The following is a 19,316-nucleotide window of genomic DNA, read 5'->3' as shown; positions in this document are numbered from 1 at the left end:
CTGTTTTGGGCAATGAAAAAAGCCCGCGCGGCGTGGGCCGGGCGGGCTGGGGTTTGAATGAAATCAGGCTCTAGCGTTGATGTAGCAAGCGCTGGTAGCTATGAAGTTGATATAACTACTGCAGCTGCAGACGGCCTTGGTGGCCGGGCTGAGAGGGTTGGGCCTGCTGCAGCGCCTGCAACTCGGCGCGCGTGGCCATGCGCTGGGTGCAGGCTGCCGCCAGTCGCGCCAGCGTGGTATCGCTCACGATCAGATCGGTGCGCACAGCCTGGGTCAACTGGGCCAGCGTCATCACCATGGCACCGGTCTCGATGGGCTGCACATACGGCTGCATCGCACCGCCCGCGCCGCGGGTAAAAGACAGCAGCATGCGCGTGGAGTGGGGTGCTTCGCCCTCCAGCATCACGGCATCAAACACGGCCTGATAGACCTGCAGCGTGGCCGCATGGGCCAGCTGGTGGGCATGCTCGACGAGGTGAACGTCGCGTTGCGAGGCGTTGTCGTCCGTCTGTTGTTCAAGCAAGTCCAGTACCCAGGCCCGAAACTCCTTGGCCACGGTCGTGCGGGCAAACATTGCGAGAAGATGCGCGCCGCGCAGGCTGAAGATGCGGACTTCGCGGGTCTGTATCTGGTCGGTCAATTTGACCGAGCAGGTCATCGTGTCCGTGAACTCGTCGGAGCGCCGTGCATAGATGCGGTTGATTGCGCTCTCATCGGCATACCCAAGAGCTTGGGCAATCTCGTTGGCCTTGAGCCAAGGCTGCCCTTGGTGGTCAACGATGCCAAAAGTGGTGGAGTGAAAAGACAGCACAGCAGCGCGTGCATTGAGGGTGTCAGCCATTACGGCCTCCTTGCGGTCATTTTTGCAACAACCACCGTCCCTTGACGCCAACCAAAGGGCGGTGACTCGAAGAGATTGGCGTACCGGGACCGCTTGCGCTAACCGGCGAGCCTTGCGGCTCTCCCTCCGAGCCACCATAAAACTGGGGCCACAGACGACAAAGCCGCACGACTGCGGAGCAGATGCGGCTTTGTTGTCGCCGCAAGCAGTATTCAGGACGCCAATCCTGGTCACGCTTTACTGGCGTGACGTTGTGGAGTGTACGCGAACCAGTTGCGTTATGCGACTGCCAGAGTGCTGCTTTGCAACATTCGGATACTTCTTGTGTATGCTCGCCTGCCATGGAGGAGATAGCTTTTATGCCGTTTATTTTTTGGGCAGGTCTAGTTTTTTTGCTGGGAAGTGCGTTATGCGTTCACTTTGATGTGTTTAGTTTTAGAAAAAGATTAACAAGAAAATTTTACTCTGCATTTAGCTTTGTTATTCCAAGTAAAGATATACGTGGACAGCGTTTAAAATTTGGCATGGCTGCAGCTGCAGCTTATATTTTTGCCGTAATTCTATTGTTGCTTCTGTTTTCTATACTTTTTTCAACTGCGATGCCGTACGCTACAGGGTCTGAGGAAAATAAGTACACAGGGCCATTGGGGGATTTATTTAATGGGGTATTAACGCCCGTGCTGACATTTCTTACGTTCTGTGGTTTGCTTGTGACTATTCTTATTCAGAATGTCCAGATGCAGGCGACCCTGCAAGAGCTGGAGCTAACACGAAAAGAAATGTCGGATTCTACGGATGCTTTGCAAGCGCAAGTTGTGAATTCAATAGCTCAAAAATTTGATGGTAATTTTTATGAGATGCTTAAATTTCATAAAAATTTATCAGAAAAATTATACGATGAAGAACGGATAATTAATTTTGAATTAAGGGGTTTTAATGATGATCCATTAGGATGGTCGGGGTTTTCTAAGGTTGATTATTTTCGTGGATTCTTTTTGACTAATTATCAGCTGTTAAAATTTATTAAAGATAATGAAAAGAAGAATATCATAAGTTATGAGGAGGCAAAAAACTATGCAAATATCGCTAGAGCAATGATTCCTGAGAGGTTGCTTGCATTAATTTTTATAAATTGCCTCAATGCCCGCTATGTAAATTACAAAAATCTGGTTGAATATTATGAATTTCTAGAACATTTTTCTTTTTCAAATTTCAATGATTCGTGCGTTCTTAATAAAATTTCGGAGTATGATCGGAAGGCATTTGGAAATTTTGAAAATTTATTGAATTTTATAAGTTCTGAAAAAAGTCATTTGCTATATTTTATAGGACTTGATATAAAAGATTTTATTAATGAGCTAAGGTCTAAAATTCATTCTGTATTTAAATTAAGTGATTATCATGAAATGATGAAGAATCCGGAGGTTATGGAATATTCTCGGTCAATCTACAAATTTGTCGAGAATATTAATGAAATAAAGAATGGCATTGAATTAAGAAATTTCTTAGATGAAAAATATTTTTTGATGGCCATTGAAAGTAAAGATCAAATATTTTTCTTGAAATATAGCGGGTTTAATATAAAAGAATATTATTTGTCTATTCAGAATATAAACTCGAAATTGAAGGAACTGACACCAAGTGCTTATTACGGGGTTGAAGAGCATTTAAAATATTTGGATAAAGTAATGTATTAAATATTGAATATTTGGCGACATTGATTAGATAGGTTGTTTTGTATGACTGGGAATATATAAATAATAGTCATTAACTGGCGCCGTTTACAAACCCTGTCCAGCAAGGCCGTGCCTTTGGTATGCCAGTCGGCGCGCAGGGCTATCTCGGTGGGTAGCCTGAGCAAGTCAAGCAGGTCGGGCTGCTGATCGGCGTTGAGGTTGCGCAGGCCTCGGGAGAGCGGGGGCTGCTCACCAGATAACCGCACCAGTTCGTCGCGGTCTGACGTGTTGGTTATCAAGATCCCTTGGTGATCAAAAAAGCCCGTCGGGTCTGGAGCCTTGCGGGCTTTTTAAATTGGTAGGTTTGACTTGAGAAGGTGCCGTTGGTGCTCCAGCAGCAGCCGCATGCAGAGGGTGCAGACAAAATCATCCCTGTCGGGTGCCGTGCGGTACAAATCCACCAGTTGCCGCAACTTGAATCCGCCATCAGAATTCAGCACATCCGAAATGGCGTTGTCATCAATCACGATAGAAGAGAGGGAGTCCATGGCAGTCCTTGTGATGCAGTGCCCGCATTGCGGCGCAGAAAATATGACTTTTGCTGCGATTTCAGGCAGCAATAGCAATCGAAGCCTGACTTCGTCGATCTTTGCACAGTGCTCTGCCTGCTACGAAGGTGTCGTTGTCAAATTTGCCTTTAGGCAGGCTGGGTACAGGGCTGAACAATTACTGGGCTATTCGGGAAATATTCTCGAGCACCCAGCAGTGGTTCTGAAGAAGATTTGGCCCACTTTGCCGCCTATAGACGCGCCTCAGAGCACACCTGAAAAGGTAGCTCGCAGCTTTGTGGAGGCAGCGAAATCAAGACGCTCAGGGCTTTGGAACGCCGCATGTGGCAGTTATCGCCGTTGCATGGAGCTGGCGTTGAAGGAGTTTGCCCCTGATGTCGAGGCATGGAAGCTGGAAAAGCGTATCGACAAGCTGGCGGCTGAACATCGAATTACACCAGCTCTTCAGACATGGGCGCATGAGTTGCGACTGGATGGCAACGAGGCACTGCATGGCGATGATGATGCGACGGAGGAGATGGCTGAGCAAATGCATCATCTGACATATTTTCTTCTGACCTATTTGTACACTTTGCCGAATCAGATTGAAGAGGTTCGAGTGCGACGTGAAGCTGCTTCAGAATAATTTTAATGAGCCATGCAAAGTATCCTGAATAATTTAACAGACGCGTCGTGGTGGTTTACAAGTTTTGTTCCGGCGCTGTTGATCATTTTTTTTCCCAAGCTTGTTAAATACGCATTCAAGAGATCAAAGAAGATTTTTCGCTCAGTACGTGCACGTCATTTGTGGAAGGTAAAAGGAAAAAGACTGGATGATTTGCTGATTCAGAGAGAAATGTTTTCAGAACAAGCGGCATTTAATGTATTTATGACATTTATATCTGCTGGTTTTATTATCCTGGTTTTGAATCCTTATTCGGGCATGAGCGGAAAGAGCGTTGCATATGGAATTATTGTTTCTGTGCCCATCCTGATCTCAGAGCTTTTCTGGCTTAGTAAGGATGCGCGTGTGCAAGATTTAATTGTGCGTCGCAAGCGCTGGCTGAATGGGAAAAAACAGGTGAAGTAAAGAACCTGTGCGTAAGCATTGCTTATCAGCCTGGCCAGCTCTCCGGGTTGCTGGTGACCCATGACCATTTGCTGTGTTGTCAGCCGCGAAGCCTGTCCAGCAAGGCCGCGCCTTTGGCATGCCAGTGGGCTCTGAAGCCCAGGTAGCGGTCATACCGCCCCCATAATGCGCCACCCATTGCTATCAAGAATTTGGCTGCTATGTCTTCCAACGGCTTTCACGTCCACGGCCCGCACGATCACGAACTCGAACATGCCGCCCAGGGTGAACATGGCGCAACCGCCCACCACGGCATCGGCGGCGGCAGCCTGACCAACCAGATCGCCATGTGCACGGCAGTCATTGCCACGGTGGGCGCCATCTTCTCGTACATGGGCGGTGCGACCCAGGCCAATGCCGGGCTGTACAAAAACGACGCAGCCATCAAGAAGACCGAGGCGGCCAACCAGTGGGCCTTCTATCAGGCCAAGAGCACCAAGCAGTCGATGGCCGAGTTCGCGCGCGATCTGGTGGCCACGGAGGACAAGCGGGCCGCCTACCAGGCCAAGGTGGAGCGCTACGAGAAGGAAAAGGACGACATCAAGCGCGATGCCGAGCGTCTGGAAGCGGAGGCCCGGCAGTGGGACGAGCAGTCCGAGATGCAGATGCACCTGCATCACCGCTGGGCCCAGGCCACCACGGCGCTGCAGGTCGCGATTGCCCTCGCAGCCATTGCGCTGCTGACCAAGAAGAAGTGGCTCGAATACGGGATGCTTGGCGTGGCCGCGCTTGGCCTGGCCGTGGGCGGGCTGGCGATGCTGCATATCTAAGAGCGTTTTTACGATCTGCTGAGCAGTAGCGCAAGGAATGCGAGAGATTTTTCTCCGTTCACACACAGCGGCACGCGGACTGTCTCTGGGGTGTCAGTCATCTAGATTCCTTGGTGATCAAAAAAGCCCGCCGGGTCTGGAGCCTTGCGGGCTTTTGGGCAATTTATGTGGGGTCAGGGCTTCACGCATCGTCGTGCCAGCTCGACAAGCCATTCGGCCAGCGGTGGCGGCGTATGTTCGCGTTCCGACCTGGTGATGTGTGGGCGATAGTCCTGGCGCTTGCGGCTTTGGACAACATGAGTTGCCTCGCCAAGGACTATCGGAAGGTTGGGTATGTCTGCTGGTTCGCAGCCTACGATGTAGAACCAGGTTTCTTTTTCGGCCTTGTGGCCCCACCACTTCTGGGGCGCCGCCAGCGTCCAGCCGCCCCATGAGTCACGTGTGCCTGGTTTCGGAAGGTGCTGTGCGAGCCATAGCGTGCTTCCGGCAGGATGCTCCAGAACCCCGCCGAATTCGCGGATCAGCGCAACTGCCAGGCGGCCCAGGTTTCGCTCGTCGGGACGAGGGCGCGCGAATGCGCGCAGTCGTCCCCAGGCGCGGCAGGGCGGATGTGCAACCGCCGGATGGGGGCCGTCATAAGTTCGAGCATCCCGAGTGATGTCGTAGACGTCCACGTCCTTGAGGTTCTTGTAGATGCTGTCTGTGCGAGCGAACAGTACCGCGACTGTCTGCATGTGCGTGCTCCTTTGGCTTAAGGCTAGGCCAAGGCCTGCTCTCACGTCGTTCTAGGCACTAAAAAAGCCCGCCGGGCCTGGAGCCTTGCGGGCTTTTGTTTGGGTAGTGGCTTTTGAATTTGTGAGCGCGCTGTGCTTGCTCTAGCTGCGTTTGAAAATAGTTTGATACCGATAGCATTGCTGGGCTGGCGGTCGCTGCTTTGCTTTCCATAGCGCGTAGCAGGCGGCTGCGCTGGCGGTCCCGGTGCTGCAGCTCGTGCAGCACGGTGTCTATCGGATGCATCGGCAGGTGATCCCCAAGCCCAGGTGGCCCAGCTCGGCAAAGCCATGGTCAAACGCTTCGGCGGCGCTGCGGGCCGCGTGTTGGATGGAAACGCAGCCGCATTTCAGAACAAAGATGCGCATGGCGACTGCTCCTCGAAAAGCGGCAAATTCAGGTGGTTGGCGGTGCCGGCACGCACGCGGTTGATGGTCATCAGCGCCGGGCCATGCTGGCTGCGGCGGCGTGGCTTGCTGGTCGCAGCAGCCTGCTCGGCCGCCATGCGTGCGCGGGCCTTGGCAAAGGTGTCGGCAATGTTGGTGCTGGCCGAGTTGCTGTACTGGAATGCCGCGCTGGTGATCGGCACGCTGGGCAAGGTGGGGCGGGCTGCTTGCATGGGTTCTCCGGTTGAGGGCAAAAGAAAAGCCCGCTCAGTGGCGGGCTTAGGGTGGTTTGTCTTGGTTTTGCTCTGACCTGACGGCCACCATTTGCAAGATGAAAAGCCGTACCAGCCGAATGCCGAAGCTCCATAGCCAGCCAGCCCAAGCGAATACGAATAGCTCTGCGATTGCAAGCAGCGTGCTGTGAACTCTCGTCCAAGTCTTGCGCTCTTGCTGTTGTTGCCTCCAGAGGCGATTGACTTCTTTGTTGCCTACTAGAAATGCAAGATAGATCAGCAGCAGAGTGTTGATGATTCCTGTCCAGATGGCGGCAACATCAAGCAGTCGTGCGCCATATGATGGCTGGGCGTAGGTTGCATATGCAATGCCGGCAATCACGCTCCAATGGGTTGCGTTCCAGAGTAGCGGCTTGAGGTTCGTTTGAGATTGGCTGTTCATATGCTTTCTCCGTGAGCCCTTATCCAGGCCGTGCATTCGTCGTACGTGCCCTGATGCCAGGTGCTGAAAATCCAGGCTGTAAAGGTACCGTCGCCATTCGGCTCAATGCGTACTGCTTTCAAAGTAAATTCTCCATAAAAGAAGCCCGCTACTTGCGGGCTTCTGTCATTAACTACTTTATTGTTTATCTGTGATTCTATCGTTCCATAACCCTTCCTGTTCTGGGTCGGGTTGTGTCACTTCTAGTAGTGAGATAGTCTTTATTGACTGGTGGTATAACCAATTTTTCCGATGTATCTGGCATTGTTATTTTTTCAGTCGGGATTTGTGGTTTTACATCGTATGTGGTGCTCCTTAAGATGATTAAGGGTTCGCTATTATTTTTAGCACTTGAGCCCTTTTCAATCTTTGCACTATTTTCACTCTTATCAGATTTCAAGCGTTCATTTTTTGACTTGCTGCTTCGATTTGATTTCTCTTTCTCGAAGTCATCAGTGCTAGTTCTCGATGCAGAAACAGCCTTTGAATTTTCGTTGACCTGATTATTTCTCTCTCTTTTAGCTCGTGTTTCATTAAATTCTGTATTTCGACGTGCTTTTTCTCTGTCCAATTCGACGGTGCTTCCGCGAGAGGCAGACTCGACCCTGGTCATATTGGTTTTTATATTGACTGACATATTTCGCAAGTCTCTTGCGAGTGAGGCTCGTGCATTCTCTCGGCCTTGTGCCATCTCTGCATCGTAATTTGCTTGAGCATTGGTTATCAACTTGCGAGCAGCTACGAGGATCAATGGACATTCAGCCATTTCTTGAGCGTATGCAACTAGGTCAGCCTCGCGCCCTCGTCGAGGAAGGTATGTATCAAAATCTTCAGTGACAACTCCCACATAATCCGGTTGACCTGGAGTTTTTAAAACACCTTTACCAAAAAACATAGATCCTATGCAGCTGAGGCCTTTGGGATTGCTCAATCCTTCACTGCGATTGAAAAGGTAGTATCTATAAGCATTGCCTTCAAATGTTGCGCCATTAGGCCATTTTACAGAGACAGGACCTTCAAAGTAACTTCCAATTAAATTGCTGGATTTAAAAAATATTCGGTCATTTGGCGCAACGGCGTAAGGTATTGATTCGTTATCGAATTGACCTTTGACTACTCTACCACTTCCGAATGTGATGGTTCCCGGTCCTTTGAAGCCTTTGTTGTAACCACCGACGTATTTGAAGGCCTCTGGAGATATTTTTTTATTTCCTGTTCCCCATCTTGACGTGTATGTTATTGACTCGTTGTCTATCGTGCCATTATTGAATTTTGCACTTGATGTATCACCATGGATCTGAGGCGCATTAGTTGTGGATGGATAATTTCCGTAATAATCATATTGATTGAAAAACATTCCATTCCCATTGAATGTTTCTCCAAGGTAGCCTCCCTCATATCGACTGCCATCCTCGAAAACATATATCCCAGTACTTGTTCCAGCATCTTTTTGTATCCATCCTGTCTTGGGGCCGGTCGACACACACCCGGAAAGAACGAGTAATGTGATGGATGCCGTTATAACGCTATTAATGTTAATCATTTTTATGCTGGTTAATGGATTATTAATTGACGGATGTGTTCAGTTGTACCATGGTGTATTGATTTCGACTTCATCAAAATATATGAAGGGTAAATACTAGGTGGCGCCCCTTTGGTGATGGCCGGCACGCGAGCTGCCTGTATCGGGTGCTCCGGTTCAGGGCAAAGGCAAAGCCCGCTCAGCGGTTGCTGAGGGGCTTGGAGGATTGACGGCTGCAGCCATCGACTGGCGCAGGCCGTGAAGAAAGAGCCGATGCCCTTACGGGCGTGCCAGAGGAAGTGAAGTGGAGGGAGGAGATACCTCTGACTCGGCGATAACCGTTCAAACCGCAGCGCCCTGGTGCAAGGCGCTCTGGTTTGGCCCCGATGTGCACGGGGAGGGCAGTGCCGGGATTCCAACCGGCGTTGCCGTTCTTGCTCTTGGCCGCATTCGCCTCACCCTTTTGACCGTGTACGCCCTTTGGCGGCTGGATACGGCAGGGATGCCGCGCAGAGCAGCGGCCGTGCCCGCTGATGCGATGGTGCCCGGGGACGCTCCGCATGGGTGGAGCGAACGACATGGGCATGCGGTGCAAGAGTGGATGGAAAAGGGTGGGATCCGCTCGCTGTAATAACATCTGGATTCCGACATCACAGACTTCTTACAGGAGGGATCCCGTATGGGAGGAAAGGCCTCGGTTGAGCTTTATCCGGGTCAGCGCCAGAAAGAGCGGCGTCAGTTATTCAGTCGTTTTGCAATCCCTGCTGTGGAGGCTGTTTACAGGGAAAAATTCTTTGCCTTGTTCGGTACGCGTTGTTTTAAATGCGGCCAACCCGAAACATACGTGCACGGCACGAGAGGACTGAAGGTTCTTTGTATCGACCACCATGTGTCAATGGCGCATGGCGGGCATCTGGTCCCCGGCAATCTTGTGTCACTTTGCCGCAGATGCAATGGCACGAAGCTAGACCAAGACCCCGAAGCCTTCTACACGCCTGAAGAGCTGAGTCGCCTTCAGCCGTTTCTCGACCGCCAGCACGAGCTGTTCAACTTCGTGTTTGATTGGGGCGCCTGGCGTGCTGATCCGGCAGGCTATTTGATCGGGTTGGGTGTTTCTCCAACCTTGGTCGGTCAGCTCTTGCACGATGAAGACCACCCTGATTTTCTCGGTATGCCTGAGAAGGATCATGAGGCGTCCATGTCTGTCTCTATTGGCTTGCCACCAGAGTTGGCAAAGCTTTTTGAACCAGATCCACCGGCCTGACCCTTTCCCATCCACTCTCTTTTTAAAGACCGGGCGTGACCCGGTCGATGCCGTGGTGCCCGTCACACTGCTGCGACGAGTTAAATGTACCGATATCGGTACAGAAGAACAATACCGAATTCGGTACATTTGTGATATTTTTTTGTGTGCCAGCTTAGAGTTCGGTACAAAGACAACAAAAAAGGGCCATAAGGCCCCAGATGTGAAATCGTTGTAGCTACAGCTTTGAGCCTACCCAGATGGCCCGCCCTTGTATGAGTGTTTCGGCTTTGCCATCAATGATGATGTCTGGGTATTCGCTCTTGTCCGCGTTGTCTGATACTGCCCGCCACACGCCTCCGATAGTTTGAAAACGCTTCACAAGCATCTCGCCATCCCACGAGAAAGCGTAGATCTGGCCTGCGCGTGGTTCGCGGTCTGCTTTGTTAAGCAGCAAAATAGAGCCATCGCGGATGGTGGGTTCCATGCTTACACCCTTGACGGTGACAACCGCCGCATTGATAGGGCTTACACCTGCAGACTTCAGAAAATCCCTACGAAACTGGAGTAGCCCCAAACTGGCGACTACACCCACATGACGCCCGTTGCCTGCACCGACCTGAACGCTCAGCTTAGAGACCGGTACAAAGTCGTTCTCGCCATCTTCTATCGATTCATGAAGGAGAGTGCCCGTGCTGATCCCGAAGAAGTCTGCAAATTTCTGAATTGACTCCATTCTCACGCCGGTGTCGCCAGCAATGATCCTAGCAAGCGTGCCCTGGCCGATGGCGTAGCCAGCGGTCTTCATCTCATCACGTAGACGCCCAATCGCCTTGCCTTTGATGAGCATGGCAACGTTGTCGGCGAGTGTCTGATTGGCTGCTTTATCCATATCAAACATTGTTCGATCTTGTTGTACCGATATCGGTATGTCATACTTGTACCGAAATCGGTTTATGGGTTTATTGATGAACGTGCCAATCACTGAATATCTCCATCAGAAGCTGACCGAAGTCGGTACGAGTGGGTTTGACCAACTTGCTATTGAGACGGGCGTGAAGGTCAGCTTCATCCGCAAGTTCTTCTATGGCGGGCGCAAGGATCCGCGCGTGAACACTATTCAGCCGCTGCTTGACTACTTCCGTGCTCAAGACCTTCTGACTGGAAGCAGCCTGATTTCAGTGCCGGAGTCTGCGCATGACTGAATCCACAACACGAGGCGGTCGCAAGCCTGCCGCTCAACAAACGAAGGTAGGTGTCTGTGAACTCTGGTGAACGTCTTTTCTGGGTCATGTTCTCGTTGAGCATGTTCATGTCGACTGTGCTGGTGAAGTCTGGTGCGCTGCATCGCTTCTGGCCGGATCACTTCGCGCCGCCGGAGATCTGTGTGAAGCAGGCGCAACCACGGCAAGTGCCTGAAGTTGTGAGGCTGGAATCTCGTGACTAAGCCCGCGTCTCATCTTGATCGCTATCAAGCTGTGCAGTGGCGCGGCACGACGCCGGTAAGCGACGGCTGGATCTGCTTCTCGTTTGCGCGCGACGCTGAGGTGCTGCGCATACGTCTGCCGGTGGAAGGCGCTCATGGTTTGGTGGAGACCGCTGCGTCTTATCTGGGCAGGTGGGGTGTCCAGTCGCCCGGCAAGGCCCTGCCAATCGCGCAAGTGGCCCTGGATTTGCTGCCGGGCGGACTGGTGCGAATCACCAGCACCTGCAAAGGAGCGCCCGATGCGTCGTACGCCCCAATGCAAGACCTGCGGGTCGCAGCTGAAGTTGAAAAGCTGGTGAACGAGTTGCGAGATCGGCTCAGTCGGGAGCTGTCGTGACTTTGTATAGCTCGTTGAACTCGATCTGCACCATGCGCGGTCCTTGGAGTGGGCCGCGCTCTTTGACGCGATACATGCTCAGGTCGGCCGATCCGAAGTACACCAGGTCGTCGTCCTTGAGCGAATCCACCAGATCTTTGAAGTGGGCCTTGAACTCGGCGCCGCTCATCATTTTTTCCTTGGTCATGTCCGTCTTCCTTGGTGCGGTTGGTAAAGGTTTGGTCGCCGCCATCGTAACCAAGTGTGGGGCGGGCACCTTTGTGCCAGGAGGTTCTTATGGCTTGGCTTGATCCATTGCAGGAGCGCGCGGCTGCTTCTTTGCGTTACCGCCTCAGCTTGTCACGCTCTCCAGCCATTGCTTCATGTGGTCTATCGCGATCAGTCGGCTTTCAGGAACCGCCTGATGAAGCAATGCCGTCTCAACAGATTGCAGCCTCTCAAGACCTTCCGTGCGGAAGTCGTCCTTGTCCACAGTGCAGTTTGCAATTGCAAGCACCAGTGCCGTCAACGCATCAATCTGGCCGTTGAGGTAGTGAATGTCTTCATTCAAAGGTTTATTGCTCATGGTTTGCATGGGTAACGATGTTGAGAGTTCGATCGTACGCAAAGAGGTTGTGGGCTCTATTTCGAGCCTGAACGCTCACGTCAGCACCCGCACAGCCACGCGCTGCAGCTCTTCGATGACGGGCAGGGGCACGCTGCCGGTGCGCAGCATTTCGTGGATGCACTGGTTGTTCCAGCGGGCGACTTTGCGGGTGGTGAAGCTGTCGCGGCCTTCGACGTCGAGGACGAAGACGATTTGCTGCAGCAGCAGCTCCATGGCGTGGGCCCATTCGGGTGTGGGGGCGATGGGGGTTTGCTTGGCTGTCTGCGCGGCGGCCGTCAGCGATGCGCCTGAGAAGTGAGGTGTGGTCATGAGAAGCAGTGTCTCTTTCCCTCCCCACGCAAACAATGGCGAAGCAGGCCGTCAAAACGACATGCGGATGCCGGCCGATGTGACGGATGCGGCATACCTGATCGCACATAACCACCCGGGCGGCGTGCGCGTGCTGGCCGAGCGCATGGGTGTGAGCGCCAATACGCTGCAGAACAAGCTGAACCCGAACAACACGACGCACCACCTGACGCTGCGCGAGTCTGTGGCGCTGCAGGTGATGTCGGGCAACCCGGCAATTCTGCATGTCATGGCTGCGGCCCTGGGCTACACCTGCGTGCCCGCGCTGCCCGACCAGGCCGCGGGCGATCCAGTGGAGGCGTTTGTGGCCCTGCAGCAGGAGGTGGGCGAGTTCACGTCCGCAGCGGCAGACGCCTTTCGGGGCGGCAAGGCCATGGTGAGCCGCAACGAGATCAAGCGGCTGCAGTACCGCTACAACGAGCTGATATCTGCCTTGAATCAGCTGCTGGCCACGGCGGCAGCGCGCGTGCCTGCGCCGGTGGAGGAGGGCTGATATGCATATCCAGCTGAGTGCGCGGGTGCTGAACCAGGCGGAGCTGCTGCGGCAGATCCACGGCCTGACGGGCGCACAGGCCGCCAAGGCCTATGCCAAAGCTTTGAACGATACGGGCTTCGAGATCCGCCGTGCGATGCAGGACGAGATGCGCGCGGTGTTCGACCGGCCTACGGATTACATCCTGCGCAGCCCGTTTGTGCGCATGGCCACGGCCGCCAGGCTGAGCGTGACGATCGAGCCGACCTATATGGGCGGCAAGGGGATCGATCCGCAAAAGATTCTGGATGCCCAGGCCTGGGGCGGCCGCCGGCGCGACAAGCGCAGCGAGGTGGCACTGAAGCGTGCGGGCATCCTGCCTGCCGGATATCAGACGGCGATACCCGATGAGGCCAGAGGCGGCCCTTACCCCGGCAGCGATGACGGCAAGGGCAATCTGCGCGGGCCGTTTCTGGTGCAACTGATCAGCTACTTCCAGGCGTTTGGCGAGCAGGGCTACAAGGCCAATATGAGCGCCAAGGGCTATATGCGCGTGCACCGCGGCACCAAGAGGCAGGCGGGCCGCCGCTATTTCATTGCCTATGGCGGTGAGCGCGATTCGCCGCGCACCAACCGCAAGGGTGAGCCGGACGGGCGCACTGCTCATTTGGCTCGCGGCATCTGGGCCGTCAGCGGCACGGGCGGCGCGCTCGTTCGCCCTGTCTTGCTTTTTGTGAAGCCAAAGCGTGGCTACCTGCCGCGCTTTGACATGGACAAGGTGGCCAAGCGTGCCGACGCCACGGCCTACCTGGAGCGCCGTATCCGCTACCGCTTGCGCGAGGCCGCAGGCGTATGACTTCCATGAACCCAGCAACGACTTTGAGCGCAGGCGCGCAGCCGCCTGTGCAGATATCAGGAGGTTTGACCATGCAGCAACCCCAATCCGTGGTGACCGGACGCGATACCAGCGCCGAGGCGTTTGCCGCTCTGGGCAACGAAACGCGCCGCCGTTTGCACGAGCGCCTGTACGAGTCGCTGCGCCATGCCCACCAGCAAGGCGTGCGGGACATGAGCCGGCGCGAGCTGCGCGATTACCACAACGCCCAGACGGGCGAGTGGCTGGAGCTGTGCAGCGTGGCCAGCACGGTCAATGCCCTGCTGGCCGCCGGACGGCTGGAGGAGGGCGCCGCACGCCGCTGCAGCCTGTCGCCGCGCCAGCGTGACGTGATGCCTGTGCGCTGCAAGGCGCGCCAAACGGCCTTGGCCTGATCGGGAGAGAAGTATGAGCACCATCATCATGTCGGCCTGCTGGCCGCTGCAGGGCATGTCGGCAGCGCAGAAGGCGGTTCTGATATCGCTGGCGGATCAGTCGAATGACGACGGCGTGTGCTGGCCCGGTGTCGGCACCATTGCCCGGCGTACCTGCCTGTCGGAACGGGCCGTGCAAGAGGCGCTGTCGTGGCTGCAGAAGGTCGGCTTGGTCTTTCGGGAATATCGCCTGAATGCCAGCACCAGCTACACCATCACGCCGGGCAGTTTTGACCCGACCAAAGCACCTGCCGGTCGCAGTCGACGCAAGGCAGGTGGTGCAGATGGCGCACCCCCCGCAGATAGCGCACCCCCCGCACCAGGCGCACCAGGTGGTGAACCAGGCGCACCTGCACCCCCGCACCAGGCGCACCCCAGGGGTGAACCAGGCGCACCTAAATCATCATTGAACCGTCATAGGAACCATCAAAGAACCAGCACACCTGCGCTTGAGCGCGCAGGACCTGTTGCCCAACCGGAGGACGTGACCGACCAGACCTGGGCCGACTGGCTGCAGCTGCGCAAGGTCAAACGGGCACCGGTGACGGAGACCGTGCTGAAGGGCGCCAAGGCCGAGGCGGCAAAGGCCGGCATGACGCTGGAGGCCTTTCTGCAGCTGTGGTGCATACGCGGCTCGCAAGGGCTGCAGGCTGCGTGGCTCAGGCCGGCTGCAGCGCCATCACCTGGCCGTGCGCCGGCGTTCAACGCGAACAAGCACGCGGCTGCGGCAGCAACGATCTTCGACGGAGTGTGGGATGCATGACGTGGCGACGTTGACGGCTGAGGCGATCCAGCAAGCACAGGCACGCGCCGCGGATCCGGCAGACGGGCTGCGGGCCGGACCGGCGGTGCGAAAGCTCTTCGTGCTGCTGCAGGGCAGCTACGGCAGCCTGTTCCTCAGCAAGTTCGCCACCGGGCTGAAGGACGGCCAGGGCCACGACAAGGGCATCCGTGCGGCCATGAACGTCTGGCAGGCGCGCCTGGGTCGCTTTCCTGCCGATGTGGTGGAGGCCGCAGCCGCCCGCCTGGCTGCAGAGCACCCCGATTTCCCGCCCAACCTGCCGCAGTTCGAGCAGATGTGCGATGCCGTCATGCCGCGCCAGACCTATGCCGAGCAGCAGGGCCTGCCTGCCTTGCCCGCGCCCGTGGCTGCGCCGCCTGTGAAGGTCAACCTGAAGGAGCGCAACGACGGCAAGGACTGGGCACGCCGCATCGTGGCCCGCATGGAGGGTGGCGACACCAGCATCTCGTACTACGCCGGCAAGTCCGCACGCATGGCCCTGGGGCTGGAGGTGAAGGTTTGATGCATTGCACAAAAAATAGGCAGGGTGAGGGTCGCGGGTCCTTCCGCCGAGCCTCTGAAGCGGGTAATTCGAGCCGCGTTGTCGGACTGTTTCGTGGGTTTCCTAAGGGGGTTAAGTGAAGGTTCTGCCTTATTTGGATGCTATCGTTTCGCAAGCAGAGTTTGCGCAGATGGTGGGTGTCAGCGAAGCCAGCATCAGCAAGCGCGTGAGCGAGGGCGTGTTGACCCGTGGTGAAAACGTCCACGCCTGGCTGCTGGGCTACTGCGAGCACCTGCGCGACCAGGCTGCGGGCCGGATCGGCGAGACCCTAGGCCTCGACCTGGTGCAAGAACGCGCCGGCCTGGCCAAGGCCCAGCGCGAGGCGCAGGAGCTGAAGAACGCCGTCGCCCGTGGCGAGTACGCGCCCATCGGCATCCTGGCCGACGTGCTCGGTCTGGCCAGCTCCGCCATCGTCGATCGCATGGACCAGTTCGAAGGCCAGGTGCGCAAGGCCTGCCCGGGCCTGCCGCAAGAGGTGCTGCTGATCGTGCTGCGCATCATGGCCGACGCGCGCAACGAGTGGATCCGCTCCACCTCCCAGTTGGTCAACAAAGAGGCTGAGGCCATGGCGCAGCTCGACGCAGACGAGGCCGCCGCATTTGATATCAGGGCAGGCAGCGAAGAGGAGGGCGAAGCCGCATGAGCGCACCCTTCAGCCCCGAAGCCATGGCCGCCATCCAGGCCGCAGCCGCGCTGGGGTTGTCCAGCCTGCGGACCGATGCGCCGCAAACCCTCAGCGAATGGGCGGCAGAGCACTTTCTGCTGGCGGGCGAATCCAGCCACCAGAAGGGCGGCTGGGTCGGCTGGCCCTTTCAGCTCGGCATTCTCGACTTCATGAGCGACGACCGCATCGAAGAGCTGGCCGTCAAAAAGAGCAAGCGCGTGGGCTATACCAAGATGATCACCGCCTTCGTCGCCTACAACATCGCCCACCGCCGCCGCAAGCAGGCGCTGTGGCAGCCCACCGACGACGACCGCGACAGCTACGTCAAGAGCGAGATCGAGCCCGTGCTCGACGGCGTGGCCGCCGTCCAGGCCGCGCGCCGCCAGGGCAAGGGGGTGGAGGACACCATCAAATACAAGCCCTTCCGCGACAGCGTGTTGCACCTGCTGGGCGGCAAGGCTGCGCGAGCCTACCGCCGCATCACCGTGGCCGTCTCCATCCTCGACGAATGGAGCGCCTTCGACCAGAGCATCGAGAAATCCGGCGACCCCGGCAGCCTGGCCAAGGGCCGGCTGGAAGGCGCGCCATACCCCAAGTTCGTCGGCGGCAGCACGCCCCGCGTCAAAGGCATGTGCCATGTAGAGCGCCCCTGCGAAGAATCCGACGCCTACGTCCAATACCACATCGAATGCCCGCGCTGCAGCGCGGAGCACCCGCTCGTCTGGGGCAGCAAAGAGCTGCCCTACGGCTTCAAATGGGTCAAAGGCCAGCCCGCCAGCGTGCACCACGTCTGCCCCCACTGCCTGGAGAGCATCACCCAGGCCGACTACCTGCCCGGCGGCTGGCCGCTTACCGGCACCTGGGTCTGCAAAAAGACCGGCCGCCGCTACGGCGCAGACCGCATCTGGCGCGATGCTGCGGGCCAGCCCTGCCGCCCGCCGCGCACCCTGGGCGTGCATGTCTGGGCCGCCTACAGCCCCCAGCGCACCTGGGTCAGCATCGTCGATGAGTTTGAAAAGGCGCACCGCGCCCTGCAGGCGGGCGACGTGGCGCCCATGACCGGCTTCACCAACGAAACCCTGGGCGAGACCTGGGAGCTCAAGGGCGACAGCAGCGACGAACACGCCCTGCAGGCCCGGGCCGAAGACTACCCCCTGGGCCGCGTGCCCGCCGGCGCGCTGTTGCTCACCGCCGGGGTCGACGTGCAGCGCGACCGATGGGAGATCGCCATCTGGGCCTGGGGCCGCGGGCTGGAAAGCTGGGCCATTGCCCACCAGGTCATCCAGGGCAACCCCGCCAGCGAGGCCGACTGGGAGCCCGTCACCCAATACCTGCAGCAGCGCTACGTGCAGGCCTGGCACGGCGGCAGCCTGGGGCTCAGTGCCATCAGCATCGACTCGTCCGACCAGACCCAGGCCGTCTACAACTGGGTGCGCAGCGCGCAAGGGCAGCTTGCCGGCCTGCGCGCCATCAAGGGCGACAACAACGACAACCGCAACATCGTCGGCCCCAGCAGCCTGCAAGAGGTCAACTACCGCGGCCGCAAGATATCGCACGGCATCAAGCTCTGGCTGGTGGGCGTGGACAGCGCCAAAGACCTGCTGCTGGGCCAGTTGGCCATCGACAAGCCCGGCCCTGGCTACGTGCACACCAGCCAGAAGCTCCCGCGCGAGTGGTACGAACAGCTCACCGCAGAGCAGCGCGTGCTGGTCAAGGTCAACGGCAAAGACGTGTACCGCTGGGTCAAGCGCAGGCCGCGCAATGAGGTGCTGGACTGCCGCAACTACGCACTGCACGCCGCCATGTGCCTTGGCATCCATAAATGGCCCGAGGCCCGCTGGCTGCAGCTGGAGCAAACCGTGCAGCCCCCGCAAGACCTCTTTAACACCGCCCCGGCCCAGGCCGCCCAGCCACAGCCGCAGGGCGATGAACCAGCCCCGCCACGCGCGCCAGCGCGGCCCAGCCCGTCGCGCCAACTGGCGGACGAAGAGCTTTTCAGCCCCATCAGCCTTTATTAATAAAAACCAATGCAAACGCAGGCACAGCAAGCGCAACCAGCTATTAAAACAATGAACGACAAAGACGCAACCTCCACCCCTTCGGTATCCAGCCCCAACAAGCTGGACCCCATCGCCGTGCTGCGCGAAGAACTGGCCGCCGCCGCGTTATGCCATGGCGTGGAGCGAGTGGAGGATTTGACGGAAGAGCTGGTGCGCCGCTATGTGCAGCGGTTGGGTGGGCTCAATGTGTATGTGCGCAATGAGCGGGTACGGGAGCGCGAACGTGTGGCTCGGGAAATACGCGCCGGCTTTGATGGGTGTAATGCTCGGGAGCTGGCGTGCAGATTTGGTCTAAGTGTGCGGCAGGTACAACGAATATTGGAGAGTAAGCTGTAGTTAGATCCTTGACATTAAATGCAGGATTTTTTTATTGAGGCGTTGTGCTACGGAAAATCCGTTTAGCCTAGTTCCTACTTTTTTCTCTGATAGGTATGAAATAGTTATTTAAAATACATCAAAGATTTTCTTTTTCTTTCTGTTCTTCAATCTTTTCAAGTATAGAGTGATCTCCAAGACCAAAAATAACTCCAATAACTTCAAGAACAAGGAGCATAGAGTACCAGAAAAATACCCAGCTAATTATCAATAAATATGCAGAATCAATGGCTTTTTGAAAAGCCCCAAGCCCGAGTGTTATTGTTAGTATGGTCAATGGGTATGCAAAATTTGAGTTCAACATCAACGCTGAACCATTTTTCTTTAATCCGGCATCCTTCAGGATATTTATGGACTTGTCTAAAAATCCCAGAAATTTTGGAGACAAAGCAAATACTAACGCATATACACCGATTCCAAATCCTAATAGCGATGGAATGGAAGAGAGAATAATATCGCCTGGCTTCTGAGCGAATTCAGACAGGCCCATTGTAGAAAGCGTACGACATTTAAATAATGCTGTGCTCAATGGCTTTAAGGTAATAGCCGTAAATGCCAAGGCCGTTATTATCTGTAGACCAAAAGCTTTTAAATAATTGCTAACTCCTGCAAATCTCTTTGATGATAAATAGTCACCATTAAATGCATAGGTGTTTGTAATGTAAATGAAAGTTCCAACTACTGGTATTGATATTAATCTTTCATATATTGACATT

Annotated in this window: 26 protein-coding genes; 15 read left to right on the top strand and 11 right to left on the bottom strand. The window is 55.8% G+C overall.

Going from position 1 to position 19,316, the window contains the following annotated elements:
* Positions 1 to 115: 115 nt before the first annotated feature.
* Positions 116 to 841 (bottom strand): BRO-N domain-containing protein, encoded by a 726-nt coding sequence (locus CTR2_RS15425; protein ID WP_087082909.1) that lies wholly within the window; start codon positions 839 to 841, stop codon positions 116 to 118.
* Between the two features lie 245 nt (positions 842 to 1,086).
* Here CTR2_RS15425 and CTR2_RS15420 point away from each other — a divergent pair, with 245 nt between their 5' ends.
* On the top strand, positions 1,087 to 2,538 hold the full coding sequence (locus CTR2_RS15420) for a putative phage abortive infection protein (RefSeq protein ID WP_310220678.1): 1,452 nt from the start codon (positions 1,087 to 1,089) through the stop codon (positions 2,536 to 2,538).
* Positions 2,539 to 2,867: 329 nt separating this feature from the next.
* Here the strand turns inward: CTR2_RS15420 and CTR2_RS15415 are convergent, their stop codons facing one another.
* On the bottom strand, positions 2,868 to 3,065 hold the full coding sequence (locus CTR2_RS15415) for a hypothetical protein (protein WP_087082915.1): 198 nt from the start codon (positions 3,063 to 3,065) through the stop codon (positions 2,868 to 2,870).
* Between CTR2_RS15415 and CTR2_RS15410 the strand changes: the two genes are divergently transcribed.
* The 3 genes from CTR2_RS15410 (at position 3,064) to CTR2_RS15400 (ending at position 4,964) form a co-directional block, all read left to right on the top strand.
* Positions 3,064 to 3,711, top strand: coding sequence for a DUF4145 domain-containing protein (locus CTR2_RS15410; RefSeq protein WP_254913307.1), 648 nt, complete (start codon positions 3,064 to 3,066; stop codon positions 3,709 to 3,711). The genes CTR2_RS15415 and CTR2_RS15410 overlap by 2 nt on opposite strands.
* A 12-nt stretch (positions 3,712 to 3,723) precedes the next feature.
* Positions 3,724 to 4,155 carry a hypothetical protein gene (locus CTR2_RS15405; protein WP_087082917.1) on the top strand — a complete coding sequence of 144 codons (432 nt, stop codon included), beginning with the start codon at positions 3,724 to 3,726 and terminating at the stop codon, positions 4,153 to 4,155.
* 200 nt (positions 4,156 to 4,355) lie between these two features.
* Complete coding sequence (locus tag CTR2_RS15400) at positions 4,356 to 4,964, top strand: DUF4337 domain-containing protein (protein WP_087082919.1); 609 nt, start codon at positions 4,356 to 4,358, stop codon at positions 4,962 to 4,964.
* A gap of 173 nt (positions 4,965 to 5,137) precedes the next feature.
* On the opposite strand, the gene CTR2_RS15395 is transcribed toward CTR2_RS15400, so the two are convergent.
* The 4 genes from CTR2_RS15395 to CTR2_RS15380 all read right to left on the bottom strand — a co-directional run bounded on the left by CTR2_RS15395 (position 5,138) and on the right by CTR2_RS15380 (position 8,378).
* A complete protein-coding gene (locus CTR2_RS15395; RefSeq protein ID WP_087082921.1) occupies positions 5,138 to 5,698 on the bottom strand; it encodes a hypothetical protein in 561 nt (186 codons plus the stop codon).
* Positions 5,699 to 6,084: 386 nt separating this feature from the next.
* On the bottom strand, positions 6,085 to 6,354 hold the full coding sequence (locus CTR2_RS15390) for a hypothetical protein (protein WP_087082922.1): 270 nt from the start codon (positions 6,352 to 6,354) through the stop codon (positions 6,085 to 6,087).
* Between the two features lie 46 nt (positions 6,355 to 6,400).
* Complete coding sequence (locus CTR2_RS15385; protein ID WP_087082924.1) at positions 6,401 to 6,796, bottom strand: hypothetical protein; 396 nt, start codon at positions 6,794 to 6,796, stop codon at positions 6,401 to 6,403.
* A gap of 196 nt (positions 6,797 to 6,992) precedes the next feature.
* The gene (locus CTR2_RS15380) at positions 6,993 to 8,378 is read right to left on the bottom strand and encodes an MORN repeat-containing protein (RefSeq protein WP_140401016.1); all 1,386 of its coding nucleotides are present in this window, start codon (positions 8,376 to 8,378) and stop codon (positions 6,993 to 6,995) included.
* Between the two features lie 658 nt (positions 8,379 to 9,036).
* Between CTR2_RS15380 and CTR2_RS15375 the strand changes: the two genes are divergently transcribed.
* The gene (locus CTR2_RS15375; protein WP_087082930.1) at positions 9,037 to 9,621 is read left to right on the top strand and encodes an HNH endonuclease; all 585 of its coding nucleotides are present in this window, start codon (positions 9,037 to 9,039) and stop codon (positions 9,619 to 9,621) included.
* 217 nt (positions 9,622 to 9,838) lie between these two features.
* On the opposite strand, the gene CTR2_RS15370 is transcribed toward CTR2_RS15375, so the two are convergent.
* The gene (locus CTR2_RS15370; RefSeq protein WP_087082932.1) at positions 9,839 to 10,501 is read right to left on the bottom strand and encodes a S24 family peptidase; all 663 of its coding nucleotides are present in this window, start codon (positions 10,499 to 10,501) and stop codon (positions 9,839 to 9,841) included.
* A 67-nt stretch (positions 10,502 to 10,568) separates the two neighbouring features.
* Here CTR2_RS15370 and CTR2_RS15365 point away from each other — a divergent pair, with 67 nt between their 5' ends.
* On the top strand, positions 10,569 to 10,805 hold the full coding sequence (locus CTR2_RS15365) for a hypothetical protein (protein ID WP_087084561.1): 237 nt from the start codon (positions 10,569 to 10,571) through the stop codon (positions 10,803 to 10,805).
* Between the two features lie 234 nt (positions 10,806 to 11,039).
* Complete coding sequence (locus CTR2_RS15360) at positions 11,040 to 11,423, top strand: hypothetical protein (RefSeq protein ID WP_140401017.1); 384 nt, start codon at positions 11,040 to 11,042, stop codon at positions 11,421 to 11,423.
* Here the strand turns inward: CTR2_RS15360 and CTR2_RS15355 are convergent.
* The 3 genes from CTR2_RS15355 to CTR2_RS15345 all read right to left on the bottom strand — a co-directional run bounded on the left by CTR2_RS15355 (position 11,404) and on the right by CTR2_RS15345 (position 12,339).
* Entirely contained in the window at positions 11,404 to 11,610 is a 207-nt protein-coding gene (locus CTR2_RS15355) for a hypothetical protein (RefSeq protein ID WP_087082936.1), read from the bottom strand. The two genes, CTR2_RS15360 and CTR2_RS15355, sit on opposite strands and share 20 nt — an antisense overlap.
* Before the next feature lie 144 nt (positions 11,611 to 11,754).
* Positions 11,755 to 11,997 carry a hypothetical protein gene (locus CTR2_RS15350; RefSeq protein ID WP_140401018.1) on the bottom strand — a complete coding sequence of 81 codons (243 nt, stop codon included), beginning with the start codon at positions 11,995 to 11,997 and terminating at the stop codon, positions 11,755 to 11,757.
* 66 nt (positions 11,998 to 12,063) lie between these two features.
* Positions 12,064 to 12,339 carry a hypothetical protein gene (locus CTR2_RS15345; protein WP_087082940.1) on the bottom strand — a complete coding sequence of 92 codons (276 nt, stop codon included), beginning with the start codon at positions 12,337 to 12,339 and terminating at the stop codon, positions 12,064 to 12,066.
* 61 nt (positions 12,340 to 12,400) lie between these two features.
* Between CTR2_RS15345 and CTR2_RS15340 the strand changes: the two genes are divergently transcribed.
* The 8 genes from CTR2_RS15340 (at position 12,401) to CTR2_RS15305 (ending at position 18,561) form a co-directional block, all read left to right on the top strand.
* The gene (locus tag CTR2_RS15340) at positions 12,401 to 12,871 is read left to right on the top strand and encodes a phage regulatory CII family protein (protein WP_176391632.1); all 471 of its coding nucleotides are present in this window, start codon (positions 12,401 to 12,403) and stop codon (positions 12,869 to 12,871) included.
* 1 nt (position 12,872) lies between these two features.
* Positions 12,873 to 13,706: a hypothetical protein gene (locus CTR2_RS15335; protein ID WP_087082944.1), complete on the top strand. Its 834-nt coding sequence runs from the start codon at positions 12,873 to 12,875 to the stop codon at positions 13,704 to 13,706.
* Positions 13,707 to 13,777: 71 nt separating this feature from the next.
* Positions 13,778 to 14,119: a hypothetical protein gene (locus tag CTR2_RS15330; RefSeq protein ID WP_087084562.1), complete on the top strand. Its 342-nt coding sequence runs from the start codon at positions 13,778 to 13,780 to the stop codon at positions 14,117 to 14,119.
* Between the two features lie 13 nt (positions 14,120 to 14,132).
* Complete coding sequence (locus CTR2_RS15325; protein WP_087082947.1) at positions 14,133 to 14,921, top strand: helix-turn-helix domain-containing protein; 789 nt, start codon at positions 14,133 to 14,135, stop codon at positions 14,919 to 14,921.
* Positions 14,914 to 15,462 carry a hypothetical protein gene (locus CTR2_RS15320; RefSeq protein WP_087082949.1) on the top strand — a complete coding sequence of 183 codons (549 nt, stop codon included), beginning with the start codon at positions 14,914 to 14,916 and terminating at the stop codon, positions 15,460 to 15,462. Before CTR2_RS15325 ends, CTR2_RS15320 begins: the two co-directional genes overlap by 8 nt.
* Before the next feature lie 133 nt (positions 15,463 to 15,595).
* A complete protein-coding gene (locus CTR2_RS15315; protein WP_254913308.1) occupies positions 15,596 to 16,144 on the top strand; it encodes a hypothetical protein in 549 nt (182 codons plus the stop codon).
* On the top strand, positions 16,141 to 18,183 hold the full coding sequence (locus CTR2_RS15310; RefSeq protein ID WP_087082951.1) for a phage terminase large subunit family protein: 2,043 nt from the start codon (positions 16,141 to 16,143) through the stop codon (positions 18,181 to 18,183). The genes CTR2_RS15315 and CTR2_RS15310 overlap by 4 nt, the downstream gene beginning before the upstream one ends.
* 51 nt (positions 18,184 to 18,234) lie before the next feature.
* Positions 18,235 to 18,561 carry a Mor transcription activator family protein gene (locus CTR2_RS15305; protein ID WP_254913309.1) on the top strand — a complete coding sequence of 109 codons (327 nt, stop codon included), beginning with the start codon at positions 18,235 to 18,237 and terminating at the stop codon, positions 18,559 to 18,561.
* A gap of 118 nt (positions 18,562 to 18,679) precedes the next feature.
* Here CTR2_RS15305 and CTR2_RS15300 read toward each other — a convergent pair whose 3' ends face one another.
* A complete protein-coding gene (locus CTR2_RS15300) occupies positions 18,680 to 19,315 on the bottom strand; it encodes a hypothetical protein (RefSeq protein WP_140401019.1) in 636 nt (211 codons plus the stop codon).
* Position 19,316 lies beyond the last annotated feature (1 nt).

The sequence above is a fragment of the Comamonas thiooxydans genome (assembly GCF_002157685.2).
In the GTDB taxonomy this organism is placed as follows: Bacteria; Pseudomonadota; Gammaproteobacteria; order Burkholderiales; family Burkholderiaceae_C; genus Comamonas; species Comamonas testosteroni_H.
This window is presented reverse-complemented; position numbering and strand designations above follow the sequence as displayed.